This is a genomic window from Micromonospora sp. WMMD558, assembly GCF_049315255.1.
Classification (GTDB): Bacteria; Actinomycetota; Actinomycetes; order Mycobacteriales; family Micromonosporaceae; genus Micromonospora.
The window spans coordinates 3,463,373-3,477,740 of sequence record NZ_CP186061.1; the positions used below are offsets into that span (position 1 = coordinate 3,463,373).

At 71.9% G+C, this 14,368-nt stretch carries 14 protein-coding genes and 1 tRNA gene; 10 read left to right on the forward strand and 5 right to left on the reverse strand.

Annotated elements, in window-relative coordinates; genetic code table 11:
• Positions 1-24: 24 nt before the first annotated feature.
• Entirely contained in the window at positions 25-495 is a 471-nt protein-coding gene (locus ACN26Y_RS16840; RefSeq protein WP_366601967.1) for an RrF2 family transcriptional regulator, read from the forward strand.
• 135 nt (positions 496-630) lie between these two features.
• A complete protein-coding gene (locus ACN26Y_RS16845) occupies positions 631-1,578 on the forward strand; it encodes a sulfite exporter TauE/SafE family protein (RefSeq protein ID WP_422732994.1) in 948 nt (315 codons plus the stop codon).
• 114 nt (positions 1,579-1,692) lie between these two features.
• Here ACN26Y_RS16845 and ACN26Y_RS16850 read toward each other — a convergent pair whose 3' ends face one another.
• From ACN26Y_RS16850 to ACN26Y_RS16860, 3 genes are all read right to left on the reverse strand, one after another.
• Positions 1,693-3,126, reverse strand: a complete 1,434-nt coding sequence (locus tag ACN26Y_RS16850) for a pyridoxal-dependent decarboxylase (RefSeq protein ID WP_422732995.1) — start codon at positions 3,124-3,126, stop codon at positions 1,693-1,695.
• 331 nt (positions 3,127-3,457) lie between these two features.
• Positions 3,458-4,468: an LLM class flavin-dependent oxidoreductase gene (locus ACN26Y_RS16855; protein ID WP_196255868.1), complete on the reverse strand. Its 1,011-nt coding sequence runs from the start codon at positions 4,466-4,468 to the stop codon at positions 3,458-3,460.
• A 46-nt stretch (positions 4,469-4,514) separates the two neighbouring features.
• A complete protein-coding gene (locus ACN26Y_RS16860; protein WP_155331186.1) occupies positions 4,515-4,994 on the reverse strand; it encodes an Lrp/AsnC family transcriptional regulator in 480 nt (159 codons plus the stop codon).
• 102 nt (positions 4,995-5,096) lie between these two features.
• Here ACN26Y_RS16860 and ACN26Y_RS16865 point away from each other — a divergent pair, with 102 nt between their 5' ends.
• Positions 5,097-6,257: a trans-sulfuration enzyme family protein gene (locus tag ACN26Y_RS16865; protein WP_422732996.1), complete on the forward strand. Its 1,161-nt coding sequence runs from the start codon at positions 5,097-5,099 to the stop codon at positions 6,255-6,257.
• 7 nt (positions 6,258-6,264) lie between these two features.
• On the opposite strand, the gene ACN26Y_RS16870 is transcribed toward ACN26Y_RS16865, so the two are convergent.
• Together ACN26Y_RS16870 and ACN26Y_RS16875 are read right to left on the reverse strand one after the other, a co-directional pair.
• Positions 6,265-7,032, reverse strand: coding sequence for a transcriptional regulator (locus ACN26Y_RS16870; protein WP_230689024.1), 768 nt, complete (start codon positions 7,030-7,032; stop codon positions 6,265-6,267).
• Between the two features lie 13 nt (positions 7,033-7,045).
• Positions 7,046-7,122: transfer RNA gene (locus tag ACN26Y_RS16875), tRNA-Leu, on the reverse strand.
• 104 nt (positions 7,123-7,226) lie between these two features.
• Here ACN26Y_RS16875 and ACN26Y_RS16880 point away from each other — a divergent pair.
• From ACN26Y_RS16880 to ACN26Y_RS16910, 7 genes are all read left to right on the forward strand, one after another.
• Positions 7,227-7,847 (forward strand): ANTAR domain-containing response regulator, encoded by a 621-nt coding sequence (locus ACN26Y_RS16880; RefSeq protein ID WP_155331188.1) that lies wholly within the window; start codon positions 7,227-7,229, stop codon positions 7,845-7,847.
• A gap of 55 nt (positions 7,848-7,902) precedes the next feature.
• Entirely contained in the window at positions 7,903-9,084 is a 1,182-nt protein-coding gene (locus tag ACN26Y_RS16885) for a hypothetical protein (protein WP_155331189.1), read from the forward strand.
• Between the two features lie 260 nt (positions 9,085-9,344).
• A complete protein-coding gene (locus ACN26Y_RS16890) occupies positions 9,345-10,511 on the forward strand; it encodes a branched-chain amino acid ABC transporter substrate-binding protein (protein ID WP_155331190.1) in 1,167 nt (388 codons plus the stop codon).
• Between the two features lie 91 nt (positions 10,512-10,602).
• Positions 10,603-11,556 (forward strand): branched-chain amino acid ABC transporter permease, encoded by a 954-nt coding sequence (locus tag ACN26Y_RS16895; RefSeq protein ID WP_155331191.1) that lies wholly within the window; start codon positions 10,603-10,605, stop codon positions 11,554-11,556.
• Positions 11,557-11,588: 32 nt separating this feature from the next.
• The gene (locus ACN26Y_RS16900; RefSeq protein ID WP_230689069.1) at positions 11,589-12,707 is read left to right on the forward strand and encodes a branched-chain amino acid ABC transporter permease; all 1,119 of its coding nucleotides are present in this window, start codon (positions 11,589-11,591) and stop codon (positions 12,705-12,707) included.
• Between the two features lie 7 nt (positions 12,708-12,714).
• Positions 12,715-13,620 (forward strand): ABC transporter ATP-binding protein, encoded by a 906-nt coding sequence (locus ACN26Y_RS16905; RefSeq protein ID WP_155331193.1) that lies wholly within the window; start codon positions 12,715-12,717, stop codon positions 13,618-13,620.
• Positions 13,610-14,320: an ABC transporter ATP-binding protein gene (locus ACN26Y_RS16910; RefSeq protein ID WP_422732997.1), complete on the forward strand. Its 711-nt coding sequence runs from the start codon at positions 13,610-13,612 to the stop codon at positions 14,318-14,320. Before ACN26Y_RS16905 ends, ACN26Y_RS16910 begins: the two co-directional genes overlap by 11 nt.
• The last annotated feature ends 48 nt before the right edge of the window (positions 14,321-14,368 follow it).

Genomic DNA, 14,368 nt, shown 5'->3' on the forward strand with positions numbered 1-14,368 from the left:
GACCGGCCGGATAACCTGTCCGGCATGCGTCTCTCCGCCCGGGTCGACTACGCCCTCCGCGCGGTCGCCGAGCTCGCCTCGGTGACCGGCGGCGCCACCGCCGGGCGGGGGCGGCCGGTGACGGCCGAGCAGATCGCGCGCGCCCAGGACATCCCGCCGAAGTTCCTGGAGAGCATCCTGCTGCAACTGCGCCGGGGCGGCATCGTGCACGCCCAGCGGGGCCCGGAGGGCGGCTACTGGCTGGCCCGGCCGGCCGCCGAGATCTCCCTCGCCGCGGTGATCCGGGTGATCGACGGGCCGCTGGCGCACGTGCGGGGGCAGCGACCGGAGGACCTCGGCTACCACGGGGCGGCGCGCGCCCTGCAGGACGTGTGGATCGCCCTGCGGGCCAGTGAGCGGCAGATCCTCGAGCTGGTGACCGTCGCCGACGTGGCCGGTGGCACGCTCCCGCCGCGGGTCACCGAACTCGCCGCCGACCCGGCCGCCTGGACCTGACCGGCCGTCCACCCGCCGAACCCGGCGACCGGGCGTGGGTCGTCCCACTGACCGAACAGGGGCTTGACCCTGGCACCCCCCGTCCCGCATTGTCGACCAAGTCGATAGGAGATACCCAGAAACTCGGGAGGTGTCGTGCGCAAGCTGCTCGTCCTCGCGCTCGTCGGGCTCGCCGCCCAGCTCGTCGACGGCGCGCTCGGCATGGCGTACGGGCTCACCTCGACGACGCTGCTGCTGCTCGCCGGCGTCGCACCGGCCGCCGCCTCGGCGTCGGTGCACCTCGCCGAGGTGGGCACGACGCTCGCCGCGGGCGTGGCGCACTGGCGGTTCGGCAACGTCGACTGGCGGGTGGTCGGCCGCATCGCCGTGCCCGGCGCGCTCGGGGCGTTCGCCGGGGCCACCTTCCTCAGCGCCATCTCCACCGAGGCCGCCGCCCCGTGGATGGCGGCCATCCTGTTCACGCTCGGCGCGTACCTGCTGGTGCGCTTCTCCCGGCCGCTGCGCACCGAGCGGCGCGCCGGCCGGCTGCGCGGGCGCTTCCTCGGCCCGCTCGGCCTGGTCGCCGGGTTCGTCGACGCCACCGGCGGCGGGGGTTGGGGGCCGGTCGCGACGCCCGCGCTGCTGGTCAGCGGCCGGATGGAGCCCCGCAAGGTGATCGGCTCGGTGGACACCGCCGAGTTCCTGGTGGCCGGCGCGGCCAGCGTCGGGTTCCTCATCGGCCTCGGCTCCGAGGGCTTCCTCCTGCCGATGGTGGCCGCCCTGCTGGTCGGCGGGCTGATCGCCGCGCCGCTGGCCGCCTGGCTGGTCCGCATCGTGCCCGCCCAGCTGCTCGGCGCGGCGATCGGCGGGGTGATCGTGCTGACCAACGCCCGCACCCTGATGCGCGCCGCCGACCTCGGTGGCGGGGTCCGGCCGGCCGTGTACGCGCTGCTGGTCGCGGGCTGGGTCGCCGCGCTCGGGCTCGCCGTCCGGGCCCTGCTGCGCACCCGCCGCGCCCGGGCGCTGGCGAACGCCGTCCACACGCCCCCCACCACCCCCGCCCACCCCACCCCCGAACCGGTCACCACCGCCCCCACCCCCTGACCCCCCTCGTTTGTCGATCATGAAGTTGGCGGGTGGTTCGATCTTCGAATCACCCGTCAACTTCATGATCAACGGGGTCGGGCCGGGTCGGGCCGGGTCGGGCCGGGTCGGGCGTCAGTGGGGGAGGAGGGTGGTGGCCGTTTCCGTCAGGAGGGTCCAGGCCTCGTCGACGTGAGACGTGGTGGTCTGGGGTGAGCCGACCGCCAGTCGGAGTGCGTACCGGCCGGCCACGCTGGTGTGCGTCAGGTGCACCCGGCCGGTCGCGTTCACCCGGGCGAGCAGTTCGGCGTTGACCGCGTCGTCGGCCCGCAGCCGGAAGCAGACCAGCGAGTACGGGTGCGGCGCGGCCAGTTCGAACCGTTCGTCGGCGCGTACCCGGTCGGCGAACCGGGCGGCGAGCGCCACCCCCGACCGGATGTGCGCGCGCAGGCCCTCCACCCCGTACCAGCGCAGGACGAACCACAGCTTCAACGCCCGGAACCGGCGACCCAGCGGCACCTGCCAGTCCCGGTAGTCGATCACCGCGCCGGATTCGCTGGCCGCGTTGCGCAGGTACTCCGGCAGCACCGTCAACGCCTCGGTCAGCTCGCCCCGGTCGGCCACCCAGGACGCGTCGCAGTCGAACCCGGTGAGCAGCCACTTGTGGGGGTCGAAGCAGTACGAGTCGGCGTACTCCAGGCCGGCGTGCCCGAACCGCAGCTCGGGGCAGACCGCCGCGGCGCCCGCGTACGCGGCGTCCACGTGCAGGAAGATGCCGTACTCGGCGCAGATCGCGCCGATCTCCGGCAGCGGGTCCACGGCGGTGGTGGAGGTGGTCCCCACGGTGGCGACCACGAGGGCCGGCACCACCCCGTCGGCCCGGTCCGCCTCGACGGCGGCCCGCAGCGCGGCCGGTGACATGGCGAGCGTCTCCGGGTCCACCTCGACCGCCCGGACGCCGTCGGTGCCCAGCCCGGCGATCCGCGCGGCCTTCTCGATCGACGAGTGGCCCTGGGTGGACGTGTACGCGCGGTAGCGGCGGTCGACGCCGCCCTCCCGCCACCGGCCGCCGCTGGCCCGGTGCACCGCGACCAGGGTCGCCACCAGGGTCGCCGAGGAGGCCGAGTCCTGGATGACGCCGCCGCCGGCGCCGGCGGACCGGAACCGCTTCGGCAGGTCGAGCAGGTCGGCGAGCCAGTCCAGCATCGCGGTCTCCAGTTCGGTGCAGGCCGGCCCGGTCGCCCAGAGCATCCCCTGCACGCCCAGCCCCGCGCTGACCAGGTCGCCGAGCACGCTCGGGCCGGACGTGTTGGCCGGGAAGTAGCCGAAGAAGCCCGGGTGCTGCCAGTGCGTGAGGTGCGGCGTGACCAGCGTGTCGAGGTCCGCGAGGACCGCCTCGACCGGTTCACCGCGCTCGGGCGGCCCGTCCGGGAGGGCGGCGACCACCGTGCCGGGCGGGGCCGCCGAGGTGATCGGGCGTTCGGGCAGCGTGGCCCAGTAGTCGGCGATCCAGTCCACCACGGCGTGCCCGGCGCGGCGGAACTCCTCGGGGGTCATGTGCGCAGCCATCCCGCGAGTGGATCAAGAATGGCGGGGCGGAGGCAAGGACGGCGACCGATCGTGTCGAGAAGGCGCTTGCTCTGGCACCCCTGCTGCGCGGAGTCGCAGACGAGCTTCTTCCTCGGGGCCGGCATGACCCCACCACCCATCCCGGACATCCACCTGCGCTGACCGGAAAGAATGAGGCACCGGGCCGGAGCCGCGGAACCGCTGACTCCGACCCGGTGCGCCACACCGTGGCACCCCCGACCCGTCCCGACCGGGAGTGCCGTACCACCACCGGAACCCAAGCTATGCGCGCCGCGCGTCCCGGGAGTGACGTCGGCGTGAAGATCGTGTTTCAGGAGTTCCGGCGCAGTCCACCGGCGACCCGCTCGGCGATCAGCTCGAACGACCGCACCCGGTCGGCCACGTCGTAGACCAGCGTGGTGAGCATCAGCTCGTCCGCGCCCGTCCGCTCCAGCAGGTCACCGAGCTGGCGGCGGACCGTCTCCGGCGAACCCGTCGCCTGCCCCTCCCGGCGCTGCGCGACGAACTCCCGCTCCAGCTCCGTGTACGGGTACGCCGCCGCCTCCTCCGGCGTGGCGAGGGGCTCCGGACGGCCCGAACGCAGCTTCAGGAACGACAGCCCGGCCGGCCCGGCCAGCCACTCCGCCCGCTCGTCGGTCTCCGCGCACACCGCGTTCACCGCCACCATCGCGTACGGCCGTTCCAGCCACCGCGACGGCCGGAAGCTCTGCCGGTACAGCGCCAGCGCCGGCAGCGTGTTCCGCGCGCTGAAGTGGTGCGCGAACGAGAACGGCAGACCCAGCAGCCCGGCCAACCGGGCGCTGAACCCGCTGGAGCCCAGCAGCCAGACCACCGGCCGCTGCCCCAGGCCCGGCGTGGCCGTGATCGGCCCCGGATCCGCACCGGTGAAGTAGTTCATCAGGTCCGCCAGTTCCCGGGGGAACCCCTCCGCCGACAGTCCCTCCATCGTCCGGCGCAGCGCCAGCGCCGTCACCTGGTCGGTGCCCGGCGCGCGCCCGACACCCAGGTCGATCCGGCCCGGGTGCAGCGCCTCCAGGGTGCCGAACTGCTCGGCCACCACCAGCGGCGCGTGGTTGGGTAGCATCACCCCGCCCGAGCCCAGCCGGATCGTGCTCGTCTGCGCCGCCAGGTGCGCCAGCAGCACCGCCGGCGCCGACGACGCGATCGCCGGCATGTTGTGGTGCTCGGCCACCCAGAACCGGTGGTACCCGAGCTCCTCCGTGCGGCGGGCCAGCTCGGTGGTGTGCCGCAGCGCCTCCCCGGCACTCGCGCCACGCGCCACCGGAGCAAGATCAAGAACAGCCAACGGTACGTCGATCACAACCCTCGCCAACCCGCGCCGCGTCCCGTTTGTTTCGGGCGGTGGCCTAACCCACGCCGCGCGCCTGCTCGAAGATCAGACTCGTCTGGGTGTGCTGCACCGCCGGATCCACCGCCAGATGGTCCAGCACGAAGTCCCGCAACGCGTCCGCCGACGCCGCCCGCAGGTGCAGCACGTAGTCCTCCGCGCCCGCCACGTGGAACACCGACACCACCCCCGGCAGCCGCACCGACCGCGCCCGGAACGCGTCCACCACCGCCCGGTCGTGCGCCGACAGCCGCACCGACACCAGCGCCTGCAACGGCAGGCCCACCGCCGCCGGGTCCACCTCCGCGTGGAACCCCCGGATCGCCCCGCACTCCCGCAACGCCCGGGTACGCGCCAGACAGGTCGACGGCGCCACCCCCACCCGCTCGGCGAGGGCGTTGTTCGGCAGTCGGCCGTCCGCGGCCAACTCCGCCAGGATCGCGCGGTCGGTGTCGTCCAGGCTCGCGTACGGCCGCACATCGTTCGGTGCAAGGGGCATGCCGCCATCCTCTCCCGAATCGCACGGCCCTGGCTAGCCGCCTTCCCGAATCATGTTCGCGCCTATTGCTCTCCATGCCGCACATGTTCGATCCTTCCCGGCATGACGACCGTGGACACCCGAGCCGTGCACGCCGGCCGCGACGACCTCGCCGCCCTCGGCGTCCACGCCGCGCCCATCGACCTCTCCACCACCAACCCGCTGCCCTCCGTCGACACCGGCGGCGACGCGTACGAAACCCTCGCCACCGGCGGGACCCTCCCACCCGGCGGCACCGCCGTCTACCAGCGGCTGTGGAACCCCACCGTCGCCCGCTTCGAAACCGCCCTCGCCGAACTCGAAGCCACCACCGACGCCGTCGCCTTCGCCAGTGGCATGGCCGCCCTCACCGCCACCCTGCTGGCCGCCACCCGCGACGGGAAACGGCACCTCGTCGCCGTCCGCCCCCTCTACGGCGGCACCGACCACGTCCTCGCCACCGGCCTGCTCGGCACCGACATCACCTGGGCCCGCCCCGACGAGGTCGCCGCCGCCGTCCGCCCCGACACCGCGCTCGTCCTCGTCGAGACCCCCGCCAACCCCACCCTCGACCTCGTCGACATCGCCGCCCTCGCCCGCGCCGCCGGGCCCGCGCCGCTGCTCGTCGACAACACCGTCGCCACGCCCGTGCTCCAACAGCCCGCCCGGCACGGCGCCACCCTCGTCCTGCACAGCGCCACCAAGAGCATCGGCGGCCACGGCGACGTCCTCGCCGGCGTCGTCGCCTGCGACACCGACTGGGCCGCCCGGCTCCGGCAGGTCCGGGCGCTCACCGGGGCGATCCTGCACCCCCTCGGCGCGTACCTCGCCCACCGCGGCCTCCAGACCCTCCCGCTGCGCGTCCGCGCCCAGCAGGCCGGCGCCGAGAAACTCGCCGCCTGGCTCGCCGACCACCCCGCCGTCACGCGCGTTCACCACCCCTCGCTGCACGACCCCGCCGGGCTCGTCGGCCGCCAGATGGCCGGCCCGGGCAGCCTCCTCGCCTTCGAGGTACGCGGTGACGCGCCCGCCGCGGCCGCCGTCGCCGGTGCCTGCCGGCTCATCACCCACGCGGTGTCGCTCGGTGGCGTCGACACGCTGATCCAGCACCCGGCGTCGCTCACCCACCGGCCGGTGCAGGGAGAGGCCAAGCCGGTCGACGGCCTGCTGCGGCTCTCGGTCGGCCTGGAGGACCCGGAGGACCTGCGCGAGGACCTGGCAGCGGCGCTCGCCACGCTCGGCTGACTTCCCGTCAGTACTTCGGGCCGACGTGCACGTCGAGGGCGGCAACCGCCTCCCGGCGGGCGACTGAGAGTGAGTTTCGGCGGTTCATCCGCCAGGCGATGCCGAGCAGGTCGAGGGCCCACTGGCAGAGCCCCATGATGTCGGTGGATTCGTTCGTGAACATGTAGCGCGGATAGACGTACTCCTTGCCGCGCACCTTCACCCGGTTGGCAAACCGCGCGCCGTCGGAGTGGAGGAGGCCCCGGAGAAAATCGCCCGGACGGGCTCTCACGATCTCGCGCTGCCAGTCTGTGAGGACGATCGCGCGTCGGTGCTTCTCGCCCGGCCCGTGCTGCGGGAAGAGGCACGGCCAGTGCCTGCCGTAGCTCTGGACGCTGACGCAGCCTTGGTGCGCGACCCGCTGGACCTTGTTCGCCAGGACCGCCCGCATCGCCGCGTCGCAGGCGTCGATGAGGCCCGGCCAACTGTTGCTGCAGGAGACGCGAAGCACCGGTACCCGGGCCGACGTCACCAGGTGGCCGTCGCCGAGGTAGAGGCCCAGCAGGTACGTGTAGCTCGTGGGATCTGTCGGATCGTCGACGTCCGGGCGGCAGCGGAAGCAGCGGGCGGCGGTGCCCAGTTGCTTCGGCTCTGGTCGATCCTTACACCAGTAGCGCACGGTCGAATAGGGCAGGCTTACGCTCCGTGCGACCTCCGCGACGGTCGCGCCGCCCAGGTACAGCGTTCGCGCGCCGGCGCGTACGTGGGGTGGATGCACACGGGCATCTTCGAACAAGCGTGCGACAATGTGGTGTCCCCGGTGGGATTCGAACCCACACTGTCGGAGGTTTGAGCTCCGTTTCTCTACCGGTTGGAATACGGGGACTTCCTCGCGGAACGCCTTGGTGGCGCCTCATAGAGTACCCACTACGCTATGGGGCGTGGCGCCCGGTCGGTCGGGTGTCGGGTTCAGACTGGTGGGAGTGGCTCGTGGCCGAGACGCAGACGGACGCCGAGCGCAGGCGCGTACTGATCGCCGAGGACGAGGCGCTCATCCGGCTGGACCTCGCCGAGATGCTCGCCGAGGAGGGCTACGAGGTCGTCGGCGAGGCCGGCGACGGTGAGACCGCCGTCCGGCTGGCCGAGGAGCTGAAGCCCGACCTGGTCATCCTCGACATCAAGATGCCGATCATGGACGGGCTGGCCGCCGCCGAGCGGATCGCCGGCGCCCGGATCGCCCCGGTGATCATCCTGACCGCGTTCAGCCAGCGGGACCTGGTGGAGCGGGCGCGGGCCGCCGGCGCGATGGCGTACCTGGTGAAGCCCTTCCAGAAGAGCGACCTGGTCCCGGCGGTGGAGATCGCCCTGTCGCGGTACTCGGAGATCGCCGCCCTCGAGGCGGAGGTCGCCGGCCTGACCGACCGCCTGGAGATCCGCAAGACGGTCGAGCGCGCGAAGGGCGCGCTGATGACGACGTACGGGATGACCGAGCCGCAGGCGTTCAAGTGGATCCAGCGCACCGCGATGGACCACCGGATGACCATGAAGGAGGTCGCCGAGCGGATCCTCGCGGAGACCGCCGGCGGCGAGGTGGCCCGCCCGGCCACCTGAGGACCCCGCCGTCCGGCCGGTCCGGTAACCGCGCCGGATCGATAGCATCGGATCCGTGTCCGTACGGCGGCTGACGACGGTGTTTGTGGCCCTGGTGCTCGCCGCCGTGGTGCTGGTCGCCGGTTGCGAGCGGCCGAGGCCCGTCGAGCGGCCGGAGCCCGCGCTCACGCCGGCCTGGGCGCCACTGACCCTGCCGGTCCCGCCGGGCCGTCCGGGGCGGCTGCTGCTGCGTGCCGCGGCGTCCTGCGGGGGCCGGTGGTACGTGGCGGGTGGCGTCGCCGACACGGCGGGTGGCACCCGGCCGGCGGCGTGGACGAGTGCGGACGGTGTGGCCTTCACGCCGCTGACGCTGGTGCCGTCGAGCCTCTCCGGCGAGCAGCACGTGCTGTCGTCGGTGGCGTGCCGCGGGTCGCGGGTGGCGGCGGTCGGGTCGAAGAGCGGGGGAGTGCACGGCAATCCGCGGGTCGGCACCTGGACGCAGGGCCCGGACGGGGTGTTGCGGGAGGTGCCGGCGCCGTTCGAGCAGTTCGGTGGGCCGCGGGCGGTGCGTGTCGGCCGGATGGTGGCGGGTCCGCGGGGCTGGCTGGTGGTGGGTTCGCGGGTGGCCGGGGCGGCGGTGTGGATCTCGCCGGACTCGTCGGCGTTCAGTCTGGTGGAGGGTGCGCCGGAGCTCGCGGGCGACGGTCGCGGGCGGACGGCCGCGGAGGACGCGGTGGCCGTACCGTCGGGGTGGCTCGTGGTGGGGTCGGTGCTGGCGGCGGCGGGGTCGCGCCCGGTGGCGTGGACGTCGGCCGACGGCCGCGCGTGGCGGCGGGCGGAGCTGCCGGGCGGGCCGGCCGGATCGGGCGCGGCCGAGCGGGTGGTGGCGACCCGGGGCGGGCCGGTGGCGGTGGGCCCGGCGGGTGCGGCGGGTTTCGGCGCGTGGCGGTCGACGGCGGACGGGTGGCGGTGGGCGGGGGCGTTCGGCGCCGCCGGTGCCGGGGTGCGGTCGGTGGGGGGTCTGGCGGTGGCCGGTGGGGGCCTGGTGGCGGCGACGCGCGGGGCGGGCGGGCACGGCCTGTGGCTCTCGCCCGATCTGGGAGATTCGTGGCGGGCGATGGCGTTGCCGAGGGCGGTTCCGGACACCGGTGACACGGCGGTGGCGGTGGCTTCCGATGGAGATCGATTGCTGTTGGTGGAGGATGACGGAAAAGGGTCCCGTGCCTGGTGGGGGCGGGTGCCGACGGTCGGTCGGTAGCTGGTCTAACGACTTTCGCTCGTTACCGACGAAACGAAGGTGAAAAGCTTTCACAACTGAAGGTTCTTACAGCGATCGTTTCCGATCAGGCACGGCGTGTAACGGTTCGGTCAACCCACTCCCCTGGGGCTTACGTCACAGCTCAACGGTGGGATAACGTCCGGCCCCAGACCGGCGACGACGGTCTGGTTCGGCCGCCCGCGCAAGGGCCAATCGGCGCCGGGTGGTTCGGACCATTGGGATGGAGGAGGGTACGAGCCGTGAGGCAGAAGCTCGCACGGGTGCTGAGTGGCGTCGCCATCAGCGCGCTGGTGTTCGGCGGCGCGGCCGCTTGCAAGGCTGACAGTGGTAGCGAGGGTGGCGGCAGCAACGCCGCGTGCGACCTCAAGATCGGCTTCTTCGGCCCGCTGACCGGTGACGCCGCCGGTCTCGGTATCCACATGCGCAACGGCACGAAGCTGGCGATCGACCAGTACAACAAGGAGAACGCCGACTGCAAGGTCAACCTGGAGGAGTACGACTCGCAGGGTGACCCGGCCAAGGCCCCGGCCCTCGCCCAGCAGGCCGTCGGTGACCAGAAGGTCGTCGGCGTCGTCGGCCCGGCGTTCTCCGGCGAGTCCGAGGTGGCCGACCCGATCTTCGACGAGGCGGGTCTGCCGATCATCACCCCGTCGGCCACCCGGCCGAGCCTGAGCACCAAGGGCTGGAAGATCTTCCACCGGGGCGTCGGTAACGACACCTCGCAGGGCCCGGCCGCCGGTCGGTACATCAAGGACGTCATGAAGGCCGAGAAGGTCTACGTCGTCGACGACCAGTCGGCGTACGGCGCGGGCCTGGTGGACGAGGTCAAGAAGGTCCTCGGCTCGGTGGCCGGCGAGGACAAGATCCAGGTCAAGCAGACCAACTTCTCCGCCGTGGTCAGCAAGATCAAGTCGAGTGGCGCGACGGTGCTGTTCTTCGGTGGCTACTACACCGAGGCGGGCCTGCTGCTCAAGCAGCTCAAGGGTGCCGGCTGGACCGGCACCATGGTGGCCGGTGACGGTGTCAACGACGCCAACTTCATCAAGGTCGCCGGCGACGCCGTTGCCGAGGGCACCGTCCTGACCTGCCCGTGCGCTCCGGCCACGGCGGCCAAGGGCAGCTTCCTCACCGACTACAAGGCCGCGTTCGACAACGCCGAGCCGGGCACCTACGCCGACGTGTCGTACGACGTCACCAAGGTCATGCTGGAGGGCATCAAGGAGGGTAAGGCCACCCGTGCCGACCTGCTGTCCTTCATCAAGTCGTACAACAAGGCGGGCACCGCGACCGGCGTGACCTACAAGTTCACCGACACCGGTGAGCTGGACCCGGCCCAGGTCGTGGTCTGGGCGTTCAAGGTCAACGCCGGCAAGGTCGTCCCGGACGTCGAGATCCCCAAGGCCTGACCGGGTAACCGGTCCCGTTACGGGATACCCACGGTGCGGCCGGGAGTTCTGCTCCCGGCCGCTCCGTTTGGCCGCACAGTTGGAGCCCCACTTGAACTTTGATGAGCTCATCGGAAACTTCCCGGCGCTGACGATAACCGGTTTGGAGCAGGGCGCGATCTATGCGCTCATCGCCCTCGGCTACACGCTCGTCTACGGTGTGCTGCGCCTGATCAACTTCGCCCACTCCGAGGTCTTCATGGTCGGTACCTTCACCGCCCTGTGGACCTGGGAGGCCCTCGGCTACAACCAGAACAGCCCGGCACCGGCCATCGGCCCGCTGCTGATCGCCCTGGTGGCGGGGCTCGTCATGGCGGCCCTCGCCTCGGCGGCCACGGCCGTCACGGTGGAGTTGGTGGCGTACCGGCCGCTGCGCAAGCGCAATGCACCGCCCCTGGCCTTCCTGATCACCGCGATCGGCGCGTCCTTCGTGCTCGCCGAGTCGTTCGGTATCGGCACCAACCGCGCCCCGTTCGGCATGCCGACGCTGGTGCCCCAGAAGACGCTCTTCACCATCTTCGGCGCGGAGGTCACCAACATCCAGCTGATCATCCTCGGTGTGACGCTGGTGATGATGGTCGGCCTGGACCAGTTCGTGAACCGCAGCCGGCTGGGTCGCGGTATCCGGGCGGTCGCCCAGGACGCGGACACCGCCGCGCTGATGGGCGTCAACAAGAACCGGGTCATCCTGCTGGTCTTCGTGCTCGGCGGCCTGATGGCCGGTGTCGCGGCGCTGCTGTGGGACGTGAGTAACTTCGGCTACACCAAGTTCAACGTCGGCTTCCTGCTCGGCCTGAAGGCCTTCGCGGCCGCGGTGCTCGGCGGCATCGGCAACCTGCGCGGTGCGCTGCTCGGCGGTCTGCTGCTCGGGATGGCGGAGAACTACGCCGTGGGCCTGTTCGGTGGGGACTGGAAGGACTTCACCGGCTTCGTGCTGCTGGTCGTCCTGCTGATGTTCCGGCCGACCGGTCTGCTCGGTGAATCACTCGGGAGGGCGCGCGCATGACCGCCACCGCGGAGAACGGAAAGACCTCGCGGATGAAGGCGCGCTGGTCGCACCTGCCCAAGCAGGTCCGCTGGGCGGCCCTGGCGGCCCTGGTCGTCTTCCTGTACATCCTGCCCAACCGCTGGTTCTACGAGTACCTGGGCTTCCCGATCGGCAGCGAGTACTTCGCCTTCTACACCACCCGGTCGGACTTCGCCGGCGTGCTCTTCGACACCGCCGTGTTCGTGCTGCTGGCCGTCGGGCTCAACGTCGTGGTCGGCTTCGCCGGTCTGCTCGACCTCGGGTACTTCGGCTTCTACGCGCTCGGCGCGTACACCGTCGCATTGCTGACGTCGCCGGAGAGCCGTCTCGGCACCGAGTGGCCGTGGCTCGCGGCGGTGCCGCTGGCGGTCATGGTGGCGATGATCTCCGGTGTCCTCCTCGGCGGCCCGACGCTGCGCGTTCGCGGTGACTACCTGGCCATCGTGACGCTCGGCTTCGCCGAGATGATCCGGCTCTACGCCGCGCGCAACGAGGGCGTCCTCCAGGGTCAGCGGGGCATCCCGGACATCCCGCACCCGCCGGGCACCGGGGCCGACGGCAAGCCGCTGTTCGGCGTGGTGGACGCCAAGCCGTACTACTGGCTGATGCTCACCCTCATCCTCGTCGTCATCCTGCTGGTGCGGAACCTGGCGAACAGCCGGGTCGGCCGGGCCTGGATCGCCGTCCGCGAGGACGAGGACGCGGCCGAGATCATGGGCGTGCCGACGTTCAAGTACAAGCTGTGGGCGTTCGCCATCGGTGCCGCGGTCGCCGGTCTCACCGGTGCGGTGTTCGCCGGCAAGCAGACGTTCATCAATTCAGACCAGTTCCTGTTGGAGAGCTCGATCCTGGTGCTCGCGGCGGTCATCCTGGGTGGTGCCGGCAACATCAAGGGAGCCATCGTCGGCGGTGCGCTCACCTGGTACCTGCCGGAGTGGCTGCGGGGCGTCGGCGACCTGGTCGGCGTCGAGTTCGACGCGGCCGAGTACCGGATCCTCGTGTTCGGTCTGGTCATCATCGTCATGATGATCTTCCGGCCCCAGGGTCTGGTACCCAACCGGCGGCGGGCGGCCGAGTTCGCCGACCGGCGCAAGGAAGCGGTTCCCCAGGAGACGGTGCCCAGTGAATGAGCCGCGAATGAGTAGCGAACGCGACAAGTCGAGCGACCGGGACATCGTCGCCGACGGCCGGAGCACGGTCGGCGTCCCGCCGGAGAAGGGCCCGGCCGAACCGGCCGAGGTCACCCCGGCCGCGCCGGACGCCGCCGGGCGGGAGCCGTTGCTGGAGGTCGACCACGTCACGCTGCGTTTCGGCGGCGTGGTAGCCCTCAACGACGTGACCTTCACCCTGTACAAGGGGGAGATCCTCGGTCTGATCGGCCCGAACGGCGCCGGCAAGACGACCTGCTTCAACGCGATGACCGGCGTCTACCGCCCCACCGAGGGCCAGATCCGGTTCAAGGGGGAGCGGGTCAGCGGCAAGCGACGGTCGTGGATCACCAAGGCGGGCATCGCCCGTACCTTCCAGAACATCCGGCTGTTCCCGGAGATGACCGCGCTGGAGAACGTGATGGTGGGCGCGGACGTCCACCACAAGACCAGCGTGATCTCCGCGATGCTGCGGCTGCCCCGGCACTGGCGCGAGGAGAAGCAGGGCCGGGAGAAGGGCCGCGAGCTGCTGCGCTTCGTCGGCATCGAGCGGCGCGCCGACGACCTGGCCCGCAACCTGTCGTACGGTGAGCAGCGGCGGCTGGAGATCGCCCGGGCCCTCGCCACCGACCCGGCCCTGCTCTGCCTGGACGAGCCGGCCGCCGGCTTCACCCCGGCGGAGAAGGAGGAGCTGCTGGGCCTGATCCGCAAGATCCGTGACCAGGGGGTCACGGTCCTGCTGATCGAGCACGACATGCGGCTGGTGATGGGTGTGACCGACCGGATCGTGGTGCTGGAGTTCGGCAAGAAGATCGCCGAGGGCCTGCCGGCCGAGGTCCGGGAGGACCCGAACGTGATCGCCGCGTACCTGGGGGTGCCGACCGATGCTGCTTGAGATCAAGGACCTGACCCTGCTGTACGGGCGGATCCAGGCGCTGCACGGGATCAGCCTGCACGTCAACGAGGGCGAGGTGGTGGCGCTGATCGGCGCCAACGGCGCCGGCAAGACCACCACCATGCGGGCGATCTCCGGCCTGCGGCCGATCGCGTCGGGCTCGATCGTGTTCGACGGCACCGACGTCACCCGGATGCGCGCCGACCTGCGGGTGATCCGGGGCATCGGGCAGGCGCCCGAGGGCCGGGGCGTGTTCCCCGGCATGACCGTCCTGGAGAACCTGGAGATGGGGGCGTACACCCGCCGGGACCGGAGCGAGATCAACAAGGATCTCGACATGGTGCTGGACCTGTTCCCCCGGCTGGCCGAGCGGCGCAAGCAGCCCGGCGGCACGCTCTCCGGCGGTGAGCAGCAGATGCTGGCGGTCGGCCGGGCCCTGATGGCCCGTCCGCGGCTGCTGCTGCTGGACGAGCCGTCGATGGGGCTCGCCCCCAAGCTGATCCAGCAGATCTTCGAGATCATCACGCGGATCAACGAGCAGGGCACCACGATCCTGCTGGTGGAGCAGAACGCCCAGCAGGCGCTCTCCCGGGCCCACCGGGGGTACGTGCTGGAGACCGGCCGGATCGTCAAGGAGGGCACCGGCGAGGCGCTCCTGCACGACCCGGCGGTCAAGGAGGCGTACCTCGGCGTGGCCTGACCCGTGCCGCGGACCGGCCGGTGGTCGTCGCCACCGGCCGGTCCGCGC

Bases quoted from the DNA above. Each gene is read 5' to 3' on its own strand.
- ACN26Y_RS16910 (WP_422732997.1), top strand. From the start codon at position 13,610: ATGCTGCTTGAGATCAAGGACCTGACCCTGCTGTACGGGCGGATCCAG.
- ACN26Y_RS16840 (WP_366601967.1), top strand. From the start codon at position 25: ATGCGTCTCTCCGCCCGGGTCGACTACGCCCTCCGCGCGGTCGCCGAG.
- ACN26Y_RS16865 (WP_422732996.1), top strand. From the start codon at position 5,097: ATGACGACCGTGGACACCCGAGCCGTGCACGCCGGCCGCGACGACCTC.
- ACN26Y_RS16900 (WP_230689069.1), top strand. From the start codon at position 11,589: ATGAAGGCGCGCTGGTCGCACCTGCCCAAGCAGGTCCGCTGGGCGGCC.
- ACN26Y_RS16850 (WP_422732995.1), bottom strand. From the start codon at position 3,126: ATGGCTGCGCACATGACCCCCGAGGAGTTCCGCCGCGCCGGGCACGCC.
- ACN26Y_RS16860 (WP_155331186.1), bottom strand. From the start codon at position 4,994: ATGCCCCTTGCACCGAACGATGTGCGGCCGTACGCGAGCCTGGACGAC.
- ACN26Y_RS16905 (WP_155331193.1), top strand. From the start codon at position 12,715: ATGAGTAGCGAACGCGACAAGTCGAGCGACCGGGACATCGTCGCCGAC.